Origin of the sequence: Microbispora hainanensis (assembly GCF_006874475.1) — a bacterium.
Classification (GTDB): domain Bacteria; phylum Actinomycetota; class Actinomycetes; order Streptosporangiales; family Streptosporangiaceae; genus Microbispora; species Microbispora hainanensis.
Genome location: NZ_VIRM01000009.1, coordinates 113,086 through 128,135, shown reverse-complemented (window position 1 = coordinate 128,135; position 15,050 = coordinate 113,086). Strand labels below are relative to the sequence as shown.

Sequence of the window (15,050 nt, the reverse complement as noted above, 5' to 3'; positions counted from 1 at the left end):
TAAAAGGGGCGTAAAGCCCCTCGTGTCACACCGGTTTCCGGGAGCGGCTCAGTACGGAAGCGCCCGGCCGGAGGGGGTGCGCAGGTCGAGCTCGACTGCGGGACGACGGACGCGGCGGGGCCGGCGGATCCTGACACGTCTCATGGCCCTTCCTCCTTCCATGACGTTACGCAGACTATTCGCCCAGCGTGCCGCCGTCCTCCCGTTTTCGTTCAGAGAGAGCCGGGCTCCTTGCGGCTCACGACGGAGATCCGGTTCCAGGCGTTGATCTGCGCGATGGCGACGACCAGCGCGGCCAGCTGCTCCTCGGAGTAGTGCTCGGCGGCGTCCGCCCAGATCTCGTCCGGCACGGGGTCGGGCCGGTCGGCGAGGCGGGTCGCGGCCTCGGTCAGCGCCAGCGCGGCCCGCTCGGCATCCGTGTAGTAGGGCGCCTCCCGCCAGGCGGCGACCGACCACAGGCGCTCGTCGGTCTCCCCGGCCTTCTTGGCGTCGCGGACGTGCATGTCGAGGCAGAAGGCGCACCCGTTGATCTGGCTGGCCCGGATCTTGATGAGTTCCAGGGTGGCGGGGGGCACGTCGCACGCGTGCAGGAAACGCTCCACCCCGCGCATGGCCTGGTAGGCCTCTGGAGCCAGCTTGAGGACGTTGATCCTCGCGGTCATCGACATCTCCTCGTCTCGTCGGCCCGCGTCACGCGGGCGAGCTTCTCGGGGTTCAGGACCATGTCGACGGCGGTGATCCGGCCGCCGGCGACGGTGAGGCCGATCACCGCGACCAGCCGTCCGTCGCGATAGCGCAGCAGGCCCGGCCAGCCGTTCACCACGGCGGGGACCAGCTCATACCGGCCGAACCTCCCGATGCCGGACAGCAGCCTGGCCACCTTGGCCGCTCCCGAGACGGGCCGCCTCCCGGCGCGCACCCGGCCGCCCCCGTCGCTGCGCAACACGACGTCCGGGTCGAGCAGCGCGACCAGGGCGTCCATGTCGTCGCCGAGGCAGGCCCGGGCGAAGGCGTCGACCACCCGCCGGTGTTCGGAGGGGTCCACGTCGAACCGGGGCGCGCGCGACGCGACGTGCGCCCGAGCCCGGGCGGCGAGCTGCCGGCAGGCCGCAGGGCTGCGCCCGACCGCCTCGCCCACCTCGGCGAACGTCAGGCCGAACACGTCGTGCAGCACGAACGCGGTCCGCTCGGCCGGGCTGAGCGACTCCAGCACGACGAGCATCGCCATGCTCATCGACTCGTCCAGCGTCACCCGCTCCGCGGGATCGGTCTGAGTGAGAACAGGCCCGGTGAGAACGGGCTCGGGCAGCCACGGGCCCACGTACTCCTCCCTGCGGCGCCGCGCCGAGCGCAGCACGTCGAGAGCGAGCCGGGAGACCGTGACCACCAGCCAGCCGGTCACGTCTCTGATCTCGTCGCCGCCCGCGGCCTCGGCCGACCTCAGCCGCAGCCAGGCGTCCTGCACGACGTCCTCGGCCTCGTCGAGGCTGCCGAGCAGGCCGTACGCGACGCCGAGCAGCCGGGGCCGCATCGCCTGGAACGTCTCCTCAAACGTCGCCGGGGACTCGGTGCCGTCGTCATGGTCGTTCACATTCTGAGGACGAGACACCCCCTCAGTGTGTGACATCCCCTGACGCGCAGATCAGGCGGACTCCCGCACGATGAGGCGGGTGGGCAGGATCACCGGCTCCACCGGGCCGCCTCCGTCGATGAGCGCGAGCAGCAGCCGTACGGTCTCCTCCGCGACCTCGGCGAGCGGCTGGCGGATCGTGGTGAGAGGCGGGTGCGTGGTGGCGGCGACCGACGAGTCGTCGAAGCCGCCCACGGCCACGTCGTCGGGCACCCGGCGTCCGGCGGCCCGCAGCGTGGACAGCGCGCCGGCCGCCATGAGGTCGGACGCCACGAAGACCGCGTCGAGGTCGGGGGTGCGTTCGAGCAGCCGTGCCATCGCGCTCTCGCCGCTGAGCTGGGTCCAGTCGCCGTGCTCGATCAGCTTCTTGGACGCCTTCCTGCCGAGCACGTCGGCGAAGCCCTCCAAGCGCTGGATGCCGCCCGGCGTGTCCATCGGGCCGGTGATCGTGGCGATCTTCCTGCGGCCCTGCCCGACCAGATAGCGGGCCATCTGCCGGGCGCCCTCGCGGTCGTCGGCCGCGGCGTAGGGGATGACGTTCTCCTTGCCGATGACGGCGCCGCAGGCGACGGCCGGGATGCGCAGCGACTCCAGCTCGTCCACGAGCGGGTCGCCCGCGTGCGTCGACATCAGCAGCACCCCGTCGGCGTGGCCGCCGCGCACGTAGTGGACCACCCGGGCCCGGTCGCCGTCGTCCCCGGCCAGCATGATCACCAGGGAGACGTCGCGCTCGCCGAGCCGCCGGATCGCCGTGCGGATCGTGGTGCTGTAGTTGGGGTCCTCGAAGACCTTCTCGTGCGGCTCCGACAGCACCATGACCACCGACCCGGTCCGCTGGGTGACCAGGCTGCGGGCGTTGCGGTTGACGATGTAGCCGGTCTCGGCGATGGCGCGGCGGACGGCGGCGTGGGCGGCGGGGCTCACGTAGCGGTCGTCGTTGAGCACCCGGGACACGGTGCCCCGGGAGACGCCCGCCGCCGCGGCCACGTCATGAATGGTCGGACGCTTCGCCATGGTCGTATTGTCCCCCCGCCGATCAGCCTGTTCCCCCGTGCCCATCAGCTTTTCACGGCCCCGCCGGACAGGTCCGTACGCCAGTAGCGCTGCATCGTGAGGAACAGCGCGATCAGCGGGATGAGCGACAGCATCGTGCCCGTGATGATCAGGTTGTAGAGCGACGGCTGGTTGGCGCCCGCGGCGAGCAGCGTGTAGAGGCCGACCGTCAGCGGGAACTTGTGGTCGTCGCCCAGCATGATGAACGGCAGCAGGAAGTTGTTCCAGATCGCGACGAACTGGAACAGGAAGATCGTCACCATGCCCGGCGTCAGCAGCGGCAGCGCCACCCGGCGGAACAGCCGCCACTCGCCCGCGCCGTCCAGCCTGCCCGCCTCCAGCAGCGAGGCGGGGATCGCCGCCTGCGCGTAGATCCTGGCCAGATAGATGCTGTAGGGGTGCAGGATCTGCGGCAGCAGCACCGACCAGTACGTGTCGGCCAGGCCGGCCTTGGAGAACAGCAGATACTGCGGGATCGCCAGCACGACGGACGGCACGAGGATGCCGCCGATGAGCAGGTTGAAGATCAGATTGCGGCCGGGGAAGGAGTATTTCGCCAGCGCGTACCCCGAGATCGTGGACACCGCCGTCGACAGCACCGCGCCGCCCCCGGCGTACAGGGCGGTGTTGAGCAGCCAGAGCCAGAAGACGCCGTCGCGGTAGGCGAACAGGTCGGCCAGGTTGGACAGCAGGCCGGTGCCGGGCGCGAAGGTCGAGGTGGAGAACAGCTCGGCCTTCGACTTGGTGGCCGCGACCACCACCCAGCTCACCGGGAACAGGGTGTAGATCGCGCCCAGCACGAGCACCGCGGTCGGCACGATCCCCACCGGGCGGCGCGGCGAGGGGCGGGCGTGGCCGCGGGTCCCCGGCAGTGCGGCGGCGGCCATCAGCCCCCCCCGAACGCGTGGTTCTTGACGATCCGCAGGAACCCGAACGACAGCACGAGAGAGATCCCGGCGATCACCATGGACGTCGCGGCGGCCGAGTAGAGGTCGCCGGTGACGAACGCGTCGCGGTACACCTTCATCAAGGGACTCCAGGTCGAACTGATCGTGTTCGTCAGCGGCCGCAGGGTGGTCGGCTCCGTGAACACCTGGACGGTCGCGATGACGGAGAACACCGTGGTCAGGATGATCGACGGCACCAGGATCGGGATCTTGATGCGCAGCGCGATGCCCAGCTCGCTCGCGCCGTCGATCCTGGCCGCCTCGTAGTACTCCCGCGGCACGGCCCGCAGGTTCGTGTAGAGCACCAGCATGTTGAAGCCGGTGCCGCCCCAGACCGCGATGTTCGCCATCGAGAACGTCACCAGGCCGGCGCTCAGGAACGGGTGGTCGCCGAACGGACTGAGGCTGGGCAGGTAGAGGAAGCCCCACATCAGCGTCGCCGCCACACCCGGCACGGCGTACGGCAGGAAGATCGAGATCCGGGTGAGGCGGGCGAGCCGCACGTGCGCCGCGTCGAGCATCAGCGCGAACACGAGGGCGAGCCCCAGCATCAGCACGAGCACGAGGGCTCCGTACGCGAGGACGCGCAGCCATCCGGCCCACAGCTCGCCGTCGCCGACGGCGGCGGCGTAGTTGGCGAGCCCGGCGAAGATCTCCTTGCGGGCGCCCTTGCCGAGGCCCAGGCCGGAGACCTTGGTGCGCCGCAGGCTCAGATAGACCGTGTAGCCGATGGGCAGGGCCATGAAGAGCGTGAACAGCGCCATCGCCGGGGCGAGGAACAGGTAGGGCACGGCGCCCGCGCGGTGCGCGCGGGCGCTCTTGTTCCGCGACGTCATGGTCACTGGGCGAGCGTGAAGCCGGACTTCTGCATGTCGGCGACGGTGGCGTCCTGCATCGTCTGCACCGCGGCGGCGAAGTCGGACGTGGCGGCGACGGCCTTGTCGAAGGCGTCCTTGTACGCGTTGTACGTCACGTTGACGTTGGGGCCGAACGTGAAGCCGCGGGCCGTGGCACCGATGGAGGCGGCCTGCTGCCAGAAGTCGGGCTGGCTGGAGAAGTAGCCGGGAGCCTCGGTCATCAGCGCGGCGCCCTTGGCGGAGGCCGGATAGATCGCGCCCTCCTTGATCAGCAGTCCGAGCGCCTCCGGGTCGGTGTTCAGCCAAGTGGCGAACTGCGCGGCGGCCGCCTTGCTGGGCGACTTGGCGGCGACGGCGGTGGAGGAGCCGCCCCAGAAGCCGCTGTAGTTCTCACCCGCGTTCCACTGCGGCAGCGGGGCGACGGCCCACTTGTCCTTGCCCTTCGGCGCGTTGGCCGACAGCACGCCCGGGCCCCACACGGCCGACGGCCAGGTGAGCAGCTTGCCGTCATTGAGCGCCTTGTTCCACTCCGGAGTGAAGTAGGGCATGCCGTCGATGACGCCCTCCTTCACCAGGCCACCCCAGTAGGAGGCGACCTTCTTGGTGGCCTCGTCGTTCACCGCGACCTTCCAGGCGTCGCCGCTGATCGACCACCACTGCGCGCCCGCCTGCTGCGAGAGGCCGGCGAACCAGCCCGGGTCCTTGCTGGAGAAGGTGCCGAGGAAGACCTTGGGGTCCTTCTTGTGCACCGTGCGGGCGGCCTCGGCGTACTCGTCCCAGGTCTTCGGCACCGCGATGCCGTACTTCTCGAACAGGTCCTTGCGGTAGTAGAGCATCATCGGCCCGCTGTCCTGCGGCACCGCGTAGACGGCGTCGGTGCCCAGGGTCACCAGGCCCCAGACGCCCTCGCTGAACTCGCCCTTCACCTGCGCGGTCTCGGCCTTGAGGTCGGCCACGGCGTCGGCGGCGACGAAGGAGGGCAGCATCTGATACTCGGCCTGGACGAGGTCGGGCGGGTTGCCCGCCTTGGCGGCGGTGAGGAACTTGGCCGCCGCGTCGTCGCCCCCCGCCTGCTTGCTGACCGTGACCTGGATGTCCGGGTGGGCCTGGTTCCACACTGCGACGATCTTGTCCATGTTCGGGACCCAGGTCCAATAGGTCAGATTCACCGGGCCGGCCGGCGCCGCGCTCTGGCTCGCGGCGGGGACGGACGGCTCCTCGGAGCCGCCCGAGCAGGCCGTCGCGAGCGTGGCGGTGAGGATCGCGGCCGCCGCCACTGCTAACCGGTTCACGCGCATATGTTCCTCCAGGCGGATGGGGAGGGGGACAGGAGGCTGGAACGTCTGGGAGCGTTCACAGACTGAAAGGTGCCCGGTTTGCTGTCAATGGTCGTTACGCGGTTGTTAACGACCCGCGTTGATCAGGACAGATCGGTCCTACCTTCTCGGCGAGGCGGTTCTGCGCTACTGTGCACGTTCACAGAAGCAGAATCGAGGGGGAGACGTGCCCGGATATCCCGTCCTGCCCGAGGGGCTCGCCTACGGCGGGGACTACAACCCCGAGCAGTGGCCGGAAGAGGTGTGGCGGGAGGACGTCCGCCTGATGCGCGAGGCCGGGGTCACCCTGGTCACCGTCGGCGTCTTCAACTGGGGACTGATCGAGCCGCGGGAGGGCGAGTACGACTTCTCCCGGCTCGACCGGATCCTCGACCTGCTCCACTCGGCCGGGGTGTACGCCGACCTCGCCACCCCCACCTCATCGCCGCCCACGTGGTTCCGCCGCCGTTACCCCGGCAGCCGCCTCGTGGACAGGGAGGGCCACGTGCTCGGCGGCGGCTCGCGGCACAGCTTCTGCCCGAGCTCGCCCGACTACGCCGCCGCGTCCGAGCGGGTCGTCGCCGCCCTGGCCGCGCGGTACGCCGCCCACCCCGCCGTGGCGATGTGGCACGTGCACAACGAATACGGCTGGGCCAACGCCCACTGCTACTGCGCGACGTCGACCGAGGCGTTCCGCGCCTGGCTGCGCGAGAGGTACGGAGACGTGGGCGCGCTCAACGCCGCCTGGGGCACCACCTTCTGGGGGCTGACCTACGGCTCGTTCGACGAGGTCGAGCCGCCCGTCGCCGCGCCGGTGGGCCTGCTCACCGGGCTCCAGCTCGACTTCATGCGGTTCTCGGTCGACGCCCACATCGCCTGCTTCCGCAGGGAGCGCGACACGATCCGGCGGTTCAGCGACCTGCCCGTCACGACCAACTTCATGATCCCCAACTGCAAGCCCATGGACTACTGGCGCTGGGCGGCGGAGGTCGACGTCGTGGCCAACGACCACTACCTCGACTCGGCCCGCGCCGACCCGCACATCGAGCTCGCCATGGCCGCCGACCTCACCCGGTCGGTGGCCGGGGGCCGTCCGTGGATGCTGATGGAACACTCGACGGGCGCGGTCAACTGGCAGCCGCGCAACCTGGCGAAACGGCCGGGGGAGATGCGCCGCAACACCCTCGCCCACGTGGCGCGCGGCTCGGACTCGGCGATGTTCTTCCAGTGGCGCGCCTCCCGATATGGCGCGGAGAAGTTCCACTCGGCGATGGTGCCGCACGCCGGCACCGACTCCCGGATCTGGCGCGACGTGGTGGCGCTCGGCGCGGACCTGCGCGCACTGGCGGAGGTCAGGGGCGCGCGGGTGACGGCCGAGGTCGCCGTGGTGTGGGACTGGGAGTCCTACTGGGCGCTCGAATTCGAGTGGCGTCCCTCGGCCGACCTGCGCTTCCGGGAACGGATAGAGGCCTACTACGAGGCGCTGTGGCGCGAGCACGTCACCGTCGACTTCGTGCACTCGTCGGCCGACCTGTCGCCGTACCGGCTGGTCGTCGCGCCCAGCTCCTACCTGCTCGCCGAGGCGGCGGCGAAGAACCTGCACCTCTACGTGGAGGCGGGCGGCCACCTGCTCGTGTCGTACTTCTCCGGCATCGTGGACGAGAATGACACCATCCACCCGGGGCCGTATCCCGGGGCGCTGCGCGACGTGCTCGGCGTGGCCGTCGAGGAGTTCCACCCGCTCCGCGAACACGAGACCGTGATGCTGCGCTCGCCGGGGTCGCCGGAAGTGTCGCAGCCCGCGGCGACGGGCCGGATCTGGTCCGAGCGCGTACGGCTCGCGGGGGCGGAAGCCGTACGCGAGTTCGCCGACGGCCCCGACGCGGGGCATCCCGCCGTCACCCGGCACGACCTCGGAGCAGGCAGCGCCTGGTATGTCTCCACCGCCCTCGACGGCGAGTCGGGCCTGCGCGACCTCGTCGCCGAGGTGCTCGACCACGCGGGCGTCTCCCGGCCGCGCGGGCTGCCCGACACGCTGGAGCTCGTACGCAGGGGTGACCACCTGTTCCTCATCAACCACGCGGACGCGCCGGTGACGGTCGACGGGGTGACCGGCGCCGGCGTGCTCGACGGCGCGGCGTACGACGGCTCGGCGACGGTGCCGGCGGGAGGCGTGGTGGTCGTCCGCACCTGACGCCCTGGCGTCGTGCCGCACCTGACCTGCGGCGCGGTGCCGGGGGTCTGATCCGATCCGGGAGATTTCCGCTGCCGTCCGCCGGGCCGTACCCCGGATATCCGGCCACCTCCGCGAGCCAGGCGGCCCGCCAGGCACCTCGGTGTCTGGCGGGGCGGTGCCGACAGGCCGGAGAACTACTCGGCGAACAGTTCCTCGACCGAGGTGATGATGCCGACCTTGCTGGCCCAGGCGTCCAGTTGGTTCGTGTCCTCGCATCGCTGGATCCGTTCGCGCGCGTCGTCCGAGACCTCCAGACGGCGGGAGTCGAGCACGAGGAGAATCGCCTTCGCCTCGCCCTTCGCCTCGCCCTTGGCCTCGCCCTTCGCTTCGCCTTCCGCCACCCAGTGGGAGAAGTACTTCTTGCCGAGGTCCTCGAAGTCCCGAATGGTGGTCACCATCTCCTCCAGACGCTTGATCGTCACTTCGGGTAGCGATCTGAACACGTAGTTCAAATATAGGTTCCTGTGCTCCCGATCCAGGGTCTTCAACCCTGCCAGCATGGCTTCCAGTGCGGGGCCGTCCTCGGCCTCCTCCGGATGCGCCACCGCCGAGAGCACCGCGAGCTCCGGGCAGGCGCGGGCCTGGTCGGGGTCGGTGATCAGGGGCACGCGGCCGGGGTCGATCGCCAGTGGCGTGATGACGCCGCTCGGGCCCAGCTTGATGGCTCTCTCGCACCATCGGGCGATCGACCGGTCAGGGCAGATGACCAGCAGCACGGTGTCGCACCTGTGCTGGGACCGCAGCGTCGTGACGTAGACCGGCCAGCTGAAGCGCTTGCCGAGATCTCTGCGGAGCTGCACCTCCACGATGACGGCCATCAACGCCGCTCCGGTCTCGTCCCGGAGCACCACCACCGAATCGGCGCGGAACTCTATCGGCGTCTGAGTGCAGTCGACCGTCTCCAGGCGGGCGGTGGCGTGCGGCGGGATGTCGACCTCCTGCGCGCAGCGCAGCAGCTCCAGGGCGGTCTCCGGCCGGTTGCGGATGAGTTCGAGCGGCATCTCGTGATCAATACCGGGCATGACGGAGACGTTACTGATTGTTGTCAGTCGATTACCGCGTGTTCTCGAAAATGGCGGTGATTGGCGGCTTTACTGGGCGGGGTCAGGACTCGGGGACGGCTTCCCACTCGTGGCAGGGGCTGAGCGGGTGGTGCTGGTAGATCACGCCGACGGCGGGGTGGGGCCAGCCGAGGATGACCGCTTCGCGCTCCGTGTGCGGGACCGGCTCGCCGAGGTCGGCGGCGGTGACGGGCTGCCCGCCCGGGCCGCAGACACACTCGGGGCTGCCCTCGTGGTCGATCACGTCGTCGAGTGGCATCACGTGTACGAACCTGTCCATGTCACCTACCTAGACGGGGAATTGCGGTCACATTACCCCAAACGGACATAAATAGGAATTACTTGGACAAATCTGGAGCCCTGCTAACCCATTGACCTTTGTTGGGATGGACGGCAAACTAACTCCAAATCGCCGGATGAGCCGATGGAGTGCCGCAATGCCGTACCGTCCCCCATTGATCGCGCGCGAGTTCTTCGTGGCGGATCCTCCAGAGCTTCCGGTGCGCGAGCCGGGTGAGGAGGGCCTGTCCGCGCTGACCAGCGCGGAGGTGGTGGCCTTCGACGGGCAGGGCGTGACGCTCAAGGGCTCCACCTCGGCCGAGGAGACGCTCGTCGTGCAGATCACGGTCGCGGGTGAGGGGGTGATCCGGGTGCGCCTGTCGGAGGACCCCGACGCGCGCACCCGGTCTTCCCGCGCGATCTCGATGGTCGCCCCCGGGGAGTACGGCGGGGCCGTCGTGGAGGCGAGCCACAGCCGCGTGGTGGTCGACGCCGGGTCGCTGCGGGCCGAGGTGCGGCTGAACCCCTGGAAGCTGCGCTTCACCGACCGGGCCGGCCGGACGCTGGTGGAGCAGGACCCGGGCCACCCCGACATCAGCGGCCGGCTGCGCACGCTGCCGTTCGGCCGCTCGACGCTGGACGGCGCCCCCGTCGCCTACCACGACACGTTCGCGGCCCCGGCGGACGAGGCGTTCGGCGGTTTCGGCGAGTCGTTCACGCCGCTCGACAAGCGCGGCCAGCGCCCGCTCATGTGGAACTTCGACGCGTTCGGCGCCGAGTCGCAGCGCGCGTACAAGAACGTGCCCTTCTACCTGTCCAGCAGGGGGTACGGCATCTGCGTCGACAGCGGCACGCCGGTGGAGTTCGACGTGTGCCAGTCGACGCACAGCGCCGTGCAGATCATCGTGCCCGACGACCTGATCGACTACTACGTGATCGCGGGACCGACCCCCGCCGAGGTCCTCGACCGGTTCGACGGGCTGACCTGCCGGCCCGAGCTGCCGCCGAAGTGGGCGTTCGGCACCTGGATCTCCTCGGGCTTCTTCCGCGACAGCCAGGAACGCGTGCTGGATCGGGCCAGGAAGATCAGGGAGCGGGGCATCCCGTGTGACGTGCTCCACCTCGACTGCTACTGGCAGGCGGACGGGCACTGGTCGGATCTCCAGTGGGACCCCGAGACGTTCCCCGACCCGGCGGGCATGCTGGCCACGCTCAAGGAGCAGGGCTTCAAGGTCTGCCTCTGGATGAACTCCTACATCTCGCACCTCAGCCCGGCCTTCGCGGAGGCCGCGGAGAAGGGCTACTTCCTCAAGCGGCCCGGCGGCGAGACGTACGTCGCCGACACCTGGCACGGCTCCTACCCCGCCTGCGGCATCGTGGACTTCACCAATCCGGAGGCGGTGGAGTGGTTCAAGGGCCTGCTGCGCGAGCGCCTGCGCGAGGGCGTGGCGGCGTTCAAGACCGACTTCGCCGAGGGGGTGCCCGCCGACGCCGTGGCCTTCAACGGCATGACCGGCACCGAGCTGCACAACGTCTACGCGCTGCTGTTCAACGACATCGTCTCGGACGTGACCCGCGAGGTGAACGGGCACGGCCTGGTCTGGGCCCGCTCGTCCTACCTCGGCGGCCAGCGCCACTCGGCCCAGTGGAGCGGAGACTCCGACACGACCTACCCCGCGATGGGCAGCACGATCAGGGGCGGCCTCTCGCACGGCCTGTCCGGCATCCCGTTCTGGAGCCACGACGCGGGCGGCTTCAGCGGCACGCCCAGCCCGGACCTCTACATCCGCTGGTCGCAGTTCGCCGCGCTGTCCCCGCTCGTGCGGTTCCACGGCACGACCACGCGGGAGCCCTGGGAGTTCCCGCCGCACGCCGAGCAGGCCGCCATCGAGGCGCTGCGGCTGCGCTACCGGCTCATGCCGTACATCTATTCGGCGGCCGTCACCGCGGCCGAGACGGGCGCGCCGATCCTGCGCGCCCTGTGCGTCGACTACCCGGACGACCCGGTGGCCTGGCAGGCGGACCTGCAGTACCTTCTCGGCACCGACCTGCTCGTCGCCCCGATGACCTCCGCCGACGGCACCCGGAAGGTCTACCTGCCCTCGGGGGTGTGGGTGGACTACTGGACGGGGGAGGCCGTCGACGGCGGGCGTTACGTCACGGTGTCGCCGCCGCTCGACCAGATCCCCCTGTTCGTACGGCACGGCTCGCTGATCCCGGTCACCGAGCCGGGCGACACGGTGGCCGACGCCCCACGGGTCTCGCTGCTCGCCTTCGGCCTGCCGGAGCGCGAGAGCCGTACGACGATCAGGGACCTGGACGGGGACACGACGGTCACGGCGGTGCGGGACGGCGACCGGCTGGTCGTCACCGCCGAGGGCCCCAAGCAGATCGACGGCGTCGAGTTCGTCGGCCCCGGCGCCCCGGTCGTCATCAACGAGAAACCCCCTGGAGAAAGACCATGTTCAGAGTAGGCAGGAGCGTGGTGGCGGCGCTGGCCGCGGCCGCGCTCGCGCTCACCGCGTGCGGCGGTTCCTCTTCGGATAGTTCGGGTGGCAGCGGCGGCTCCGCGGAGGGCAGGACCCTCACCCTCTGGCACTACGAGACCGGCAACAGCGCCATGGGCACCGCCTGGGCGCAGGCGATGAAGGACTTCGAGGCCGGCCACCCCGGCGTCAAGGTGAAGTTCGAGGAGAAGGGCTTCGAGCAGATCCAGAAGACCGCGGGCATGGTCCTCAACTCCGACCAGGCCCCGGACATCATGGAGTACAACAAGGGCAACGCCACCGCGGGCCTGCTGTCCAAGCAAGGTCTGCTCACCGACCTGACCGAGGAGGCCACCAAGCGCGGCTGGGACAAGCTGCTCAGCCCGTCGCTGCAGACCACCGCGAAGTATGACGAGCGCGGCATCATGGGCTCGGGCAAGTGGTTCGGCGTGCCGAACTACGGCGAGTACGTGATGGTCTACTACAACAAGGACATGTTCGATAAGGCGGGCATCAAGGTGCCCACCACGTTCGACGAGTTCACCGCCGCGCTCGACGCGTTCGCGAAGAAGGGCACCACGCCGATCGCGACGGCGGGCGCCGAATATCCGGCCCAGCAGCTGTTCTACCTGCTCGCGCTGAACAAGGCCAACCGTGCCTGGATCGACTCCTTCGAGCTCTACAAGGGCAAGGTCGACTTCCACGGTCCCGAGTTCACCTACGCCGCGCAGACCATCTCGGACTGGGTGAAGAAGGGCTACATCGGCAAGGACTCGGCCGGCATGAAGGCCGAGGACATGGGCGTGGCGTTCATCGGCGGCAAGTATCCGATCATGGTGTCGGGCAGCTGGTGGTTCGGCCGCATGCAGCAGGAGATCAAGGACTTCGAGTGGGGCTCGTTCCTGTGGCCCGGCCAGTTCGCCCCCGGATCCAGCGGCAACATCTGGGTCGTGCCGGAGAAGTCCGAGAACAAGGACCTCGCCTACGACTTCATCGACATCACGATGAAGAAGGAGATCCAGAACCTGCTCGGCAACTCGGGCGGTGTCCCGGTCGCGGCCGACCCAGCGGCGATCACCGACGCGCGGAACAAGGAGCTCATCGAGAACTTCAACAAGCTCTCGACGCAGGACGGCCTGGCCTTCTACCCTGACTGGCCGGCTCCCGGCTACTACGACGTGCTCGTCGCCGGCATCCAGGAACTGATCAACGGCAGCAAGAAGCCCGAGGAGGTCCTGGACGAGATCGCCCAGCCGTACAACGACAACCTGGCCGACATCGGCAACTAGTGACGGGCGGATCCCGGTGACCTGAGCACGGCGGGACCCGCTCTCCCCCCGACCCCGGCGGCGGGGCTACCTGACCGGTCTCCGCCGCCGGTCCCCTTCCGGAAAGGTCTGCACACATGGCACCACCCGTCGCGGGCGCGGCCCGCCCGCGCGGGAGGGGCGGCTACTGGCTCTACCTGGTTCCGAGCCTGGTGCTGTTCCTCGCGATCATCGTCGTCCCGTTCCTGATGAACGTGGCGACGAGCTTCACCCGCTGGTCCGGCGTCGGCACCCCCACCTGGATCGGGCTCGACAACTACACGAAGCTGTTCAAGGACGCGCGTTTCTGGGCGTCCTTCGAGCACAACGTCGCACTGATCATCGCGATGGCCGTGGTGCCGACGATCATCGGCCTGGTGCTCGCCGCCGCGCTGTTCGACTACATCGCCAAGCGGTTCGGCGGGCGTACGGCCTCGGCCCTGCGCGCGGCGTTCTACCTGCCGCAGGTGCTGCCCGTCGCGGTGGCCGGCGTGGTGTGGGGCTGGATGCTCCACCCGTCGTACGGCGCGGTGAACGAGATCTTCGGGATCAAGGTCAACTGGCTGGGCGACCCCGACATCGCGCTCGCGACGGTCATGGCGATCATGGTGTGGTTCCAGCTCGGCTACCCGGTCGTCATCTTCATGGCCGGGCTCCAGCGGGTCGATCCCTCCCTCTACGAGGCGGCCGAGATCGACGGAGCCTCGTGGTGGCGCAGGTTCTGGCACATCACGATCCCGCAGATCCGGCCGGAGATCTTCGTGGTGCTGCTGACCTGCACGATCGCGGCGCTGAAGGTGTTCGGGCCGATCTTCGTGCTGACCAGGGGAGGCCCCGGCTCCTCGACGATGGTGCCGTCGTACTTCTCCTATCTGAACTTCTTCGAGAAGGTCAACGTCGGCTACGGCTCGGCCATCGCGACCGTGCTCGCCCTGATCATCGTCGTGGTGACCTTCCTCTTCCTTCGGGTCCAGATGGGCGGCCAGGGGCGTGACCAGGAGAGTGACTCGTGAACGCCGATCGCACCTTCCGCCAGCCGGGACGGTGGGCCGTGCTCGCGGCGCTGGTCGTGCTCGCCGTCGTGATGCTCTTCCCCTTCGTCATCGTCACGCTCAACGCGTTCAAGTCACCGGCCGAATACTCCTCCAACGGTCCGCTGAGCCTGCCCCACGGGTTCTACCTCGACGGGATCATCGCCTTCTGGGACCGTGTCGACTTCGGCCTGAAGCTCTGGAACAGCCTCCTGATCAGCGGCGTCGTCGCGGTCGCCGCGGTGGTGCTGTCGGTGCTCAACGCGTACGCGCTGGGCATCGGCAAGGTCCGCGGCCGGCTGTGGATCCTCGTGCTGTTCCTGGTCGCCAACACGCTGCCGCAGGAGTCGCTGGTCTACCCGCTCTACTACCTGTCGAAGGAGGTGGGGCTGTACGACTCGAAGCTCGCCGTCATCCTGATCTTCACGGTGATCCAGGCGGCCTTCGGGACCTACCTGCTGTCGTCGGTGCTCGGGCAGTTCCCCCGCGGCATCCTGGAGGCGGCCGAGATCGACGGCGCGAGCAGGTGGCGCATGCTGTGGGGCATCGTCGTGCCCATCAGCCGCCCGACCCTCTCGGTGCTGCTCATCTTCTTCTTCATCTGGACGTGGAACGAGTTCTTCCTGCCGATGGTGTTCCTCATCTCCAACGACAACCAGACCGTGCCGGTCGCCCTGGGCGTCCTGCAGGGCGAGAAGATGATGGACGCCACCATGTCCAGCGCGTCCGCGCTGCTCGGCATCGTCCCCGCCGTGGCCTTCTTCCTGATCTTCCAGCGCACGCTGACCCGTGGCGTCACGGTCGGCGCCATCAAGTAGCACCCCTGAAAACAACCCCCGCATATCGA

At 69.2% G+C, this 15,050-nt stretch carries 13 protein-coding genes; 5 read left to right on the top strand and 8 right to left on the bottom strand.

Going from position 1 to position 15,050, the window contains the following annotated elements:
- Window positions 1-212: 212 nt before the first annotated feature.
- The 6 genes from FLX08_RS10230 to FLX08_RS10205 are packed head-to-tail and all read right to left on the bottom strand — an operon-like array spanning window position 213 to window position 5,785.
- On the bottom strand, window positions 213-662 hold the full coding sequence (locus FLX08_RS10230) for a carboxymuconolactone decarboxylase family protein (protein WP_142618182.1): 450 nt from the start codon (window positions 660-662) through the stop codon (window positions 213-215).
- On the bottom strand, window positions 659-1,591 hold the full coding sequence (gene sigJ, locus FLX08_RS10225; RefSeq protein WP_244312531.1) for an RNA polymerase sigma factor SigJ: 933 nt from the start codon (window positions 1,589-1,591) through the stop codon (window positions 659-661). The genes FLX08_RS10230 and sigJ overlap by 4 nt, the downstream gene beginning before the upstream one ends.
- 51 nt (window positions 1,592-1,642) lie before the next feature.
- A complete protein-coding gene (locus tag FLX08_RS10220) occupies window positions 1,643-2,644 on the bottom strand; it encodes a LacI family DNA-binding transcriptional regulator (protein WP_142618178.1) in 1,002 nt (333 codons plus the stop codon).
- A 44-nt stretch (window positions 2,645-2,688) separates the two neighbouring features.
- Entirely contained in the window at window positions 2,689-3,570 is an 882-nt protein-coding gene (locus FLX08_RS10215) for a carbohydrate ABC transporter permease (RefSeq protein WP_142618177.1), read from the bottom strand.
- Window positions 3,570-4,466 (bottom strand): carbohydrate ABC transporter permease, encoded by an 897-nt coding sequence (locus tag FLX08_RS10210; RefSeq protein ID WP_142618324.1) that lies wholly within the window; start codon window positions 4,464-4,466, stop codon window positions 3,570-3,572. The genes FLX08_RS10215 and FLX08_RS10210 overlap by 1 nt, the downstream gene beginning before the upstream one ends.
- Window positions 4,467-4,468: 2 nt before the next feature.
- Window positions 4,469-5,785, bottom strand: coding sequence for an ABC transporter substrate-binding protein (locus FLX08_RS10205; RefSeq protein ID WP_142618175.1), 1,317 nt, complete (start codon window positions 5,783-5,785; stop codon window positions 4,469-4,471).
- A 205-nt stretch (window positions 5,786-5,990) separates the two neighbouring features.
- On the opposite strand from FLX08_RS10205, the gene FLX08_RS10200 reads away from it, so the two are divergent.
- Window positions 5,991-7,997, top strand: a complete 2,007-nt coding sequence (locus FLX08_RS10200) for a beta-galactosidase (RefSeq protein WP_244312530.1) — start codon at window positions 5,991-5,993, stop codon at window positions 7,995-7,997.
- Window positions 7,998-8,173: 176 nt separating this feature from the next.
- Here the strand turns inward: FLX08_RS10200 and FLX08_RS10195 are convergent, their stop codons facing one another.
- Window positions 8,174-9,061 (bottom strand): hypothetical protein, encoded by an 888-nt coding sequence (locus tag FLX08_RS10195; protein WP_142618173.1) that lies wholly within the window; start codon window positions 9,059-9,061, stop codon window positions 8,174-8,176.
- Between the two features lie 82 nt (window positions 9,062-9,143).
- A complete protein-coding gene (locus FLX08_RS10190; protein WP_142618171.1) occupies window positions 9,144-9,380 on the bottom strand; it encodes a hypothetical protein in 237 nt (78 codons plus the stop codon).
- 157 nt (window positions 9,381-9,537) lie between these two features.
- Between FLX08_RS10190 and FLX08_RS10185 the strand changes: the two genes are divergently transcribed.
- The 4 genes from FLX08_RS10185 to FLX08_RS10170 all read left to right on the top strand — a co-directional run bounded on the left by FLX08_RS10185 (window position 9,538) and on the right by FLX08_RS10170 (window position 15,021).
- Window positions 9,538-11,853 (top strand): TIM-barrel domain-containing protein, encoded by a 2,316-nt coding sequence (locus FLX08_RS10185; RefSeq protein WP_142618169.1) that lies wholly within the window; start codon window positions 9,538-9,540, stop codon window positions 11,851-11,853.
- Complete coding sequence (locus FLX08_RS10180; protein WP_142618167.1) at window positions 11,841-13,154, top strand: ABC transporter substrate-binding protein; 1,314 nt, start codon at window positions 11,841-11,843, stop codon at window positions 13,152-13,154. Before FLX08_RS10185 ends, FLX08_RS10180 begins: the two co-directional genes overlap by 13 nt.
- A 116-nt stretch (window positions 13,155-13,270) precedes the next feature.
- A complete protein-coding gene (locus FLX08_RS10175; RefSeq protein WP_142618166.1) occupies window positions 13,271-14,185 on the top strand; it encodes a carbohydrate ABC transporter permease in 915 nt (304 codons plus the stop codon).
- A complete protein-coding gene (locus FLX08_RS10170; RefSeq protein WP_244312529.1) occupies window positions 14,182-15,021 on the top strand; it encodes a carbohydrate ABC transporter permease in 840 nt (279 codons plus the stop codon). The genes FLX08_RS10175 and FLX08_RS10170 overlap by 4 nt, the downstream gene beginning before the upstream one ends.
- Window positions 15,022-15,050: the final 29 nt, after the last annotated feature.

Bases quoted from the DNA above. Each gene is read 5' to 3' on its own strand.
- FLX08_RS10230 (WP_142618182.1), bottom strand. From the start codon at position 662: ATGACCGCGAGGATCAACGTCCTCAAGCTGGCTCCAGAGGCCTACCAG.
- FLX08_RS10220 (WP_142618178.1), bottom strand. From the start codon at position 2,644: ATGGCGAAGCGTCCGACCATTCATGACGTGGCCGCGGCGGCGGGCGTC.
- FLX08_RS10215 (WP_142618177.1), bottom strand. From the start codon at position 3,570: ATGGCCGCCGCCGCACTGCCGGGGACCCGCGGCCACGCCCGCCCCTCG.
- FLX08_RS10210 (WP_142618324.1), bottom strand. From the start codon at position 4,466: ATGACGTCGCGGAACAAGAGCGCCCGCGCGCACCGCGCGGGCGCCGTG.
- FLX08_RS10205 (WP_142618175.1), bottom strand. From the start codon at position 5,785: ATGCGCGTGAACCGGTTAGCAGTGGCGGCGGCCGCGATCCTCACCGCC.
- FLX08_RS10195 (WP_142618173.1), bottom strand. From the start codon at position 9,061: ATGCCCGGTATTGATCACGAGATGCCGCTCGAACTCATCCGCAACCGG.
- FLX08_RS10190 (WP_142618171.1), bottom strand. From the start codon at position 9,380: ATGGACAGGTTCGTACACGTGATGCCACTCGACGACGTGATCGACCAC.
- FLX08_RS10185 (WP_142618169.1), top strand. From the start codon at position 9,538: ATGCCGTACCGTCCCCCATTGATCGCGCGCGAGTTCTTCGTGGCGGAT.
- FLX08_RS10180 (WP_142618167.1), top strand. From the start codon at position 11,841: ATGTTCAGAGTAGGCAGGAGCGTGGTGGCGGCGCTGGCCGCGGCCGCG.
- FLX08_RS10175 (WP_142618166.1), top strand. From the start codon at position 13,271: ATGGCACCACCCGTCGCGGGCGCGGCCCGCCCGCGCGGGAGGGGCGGC.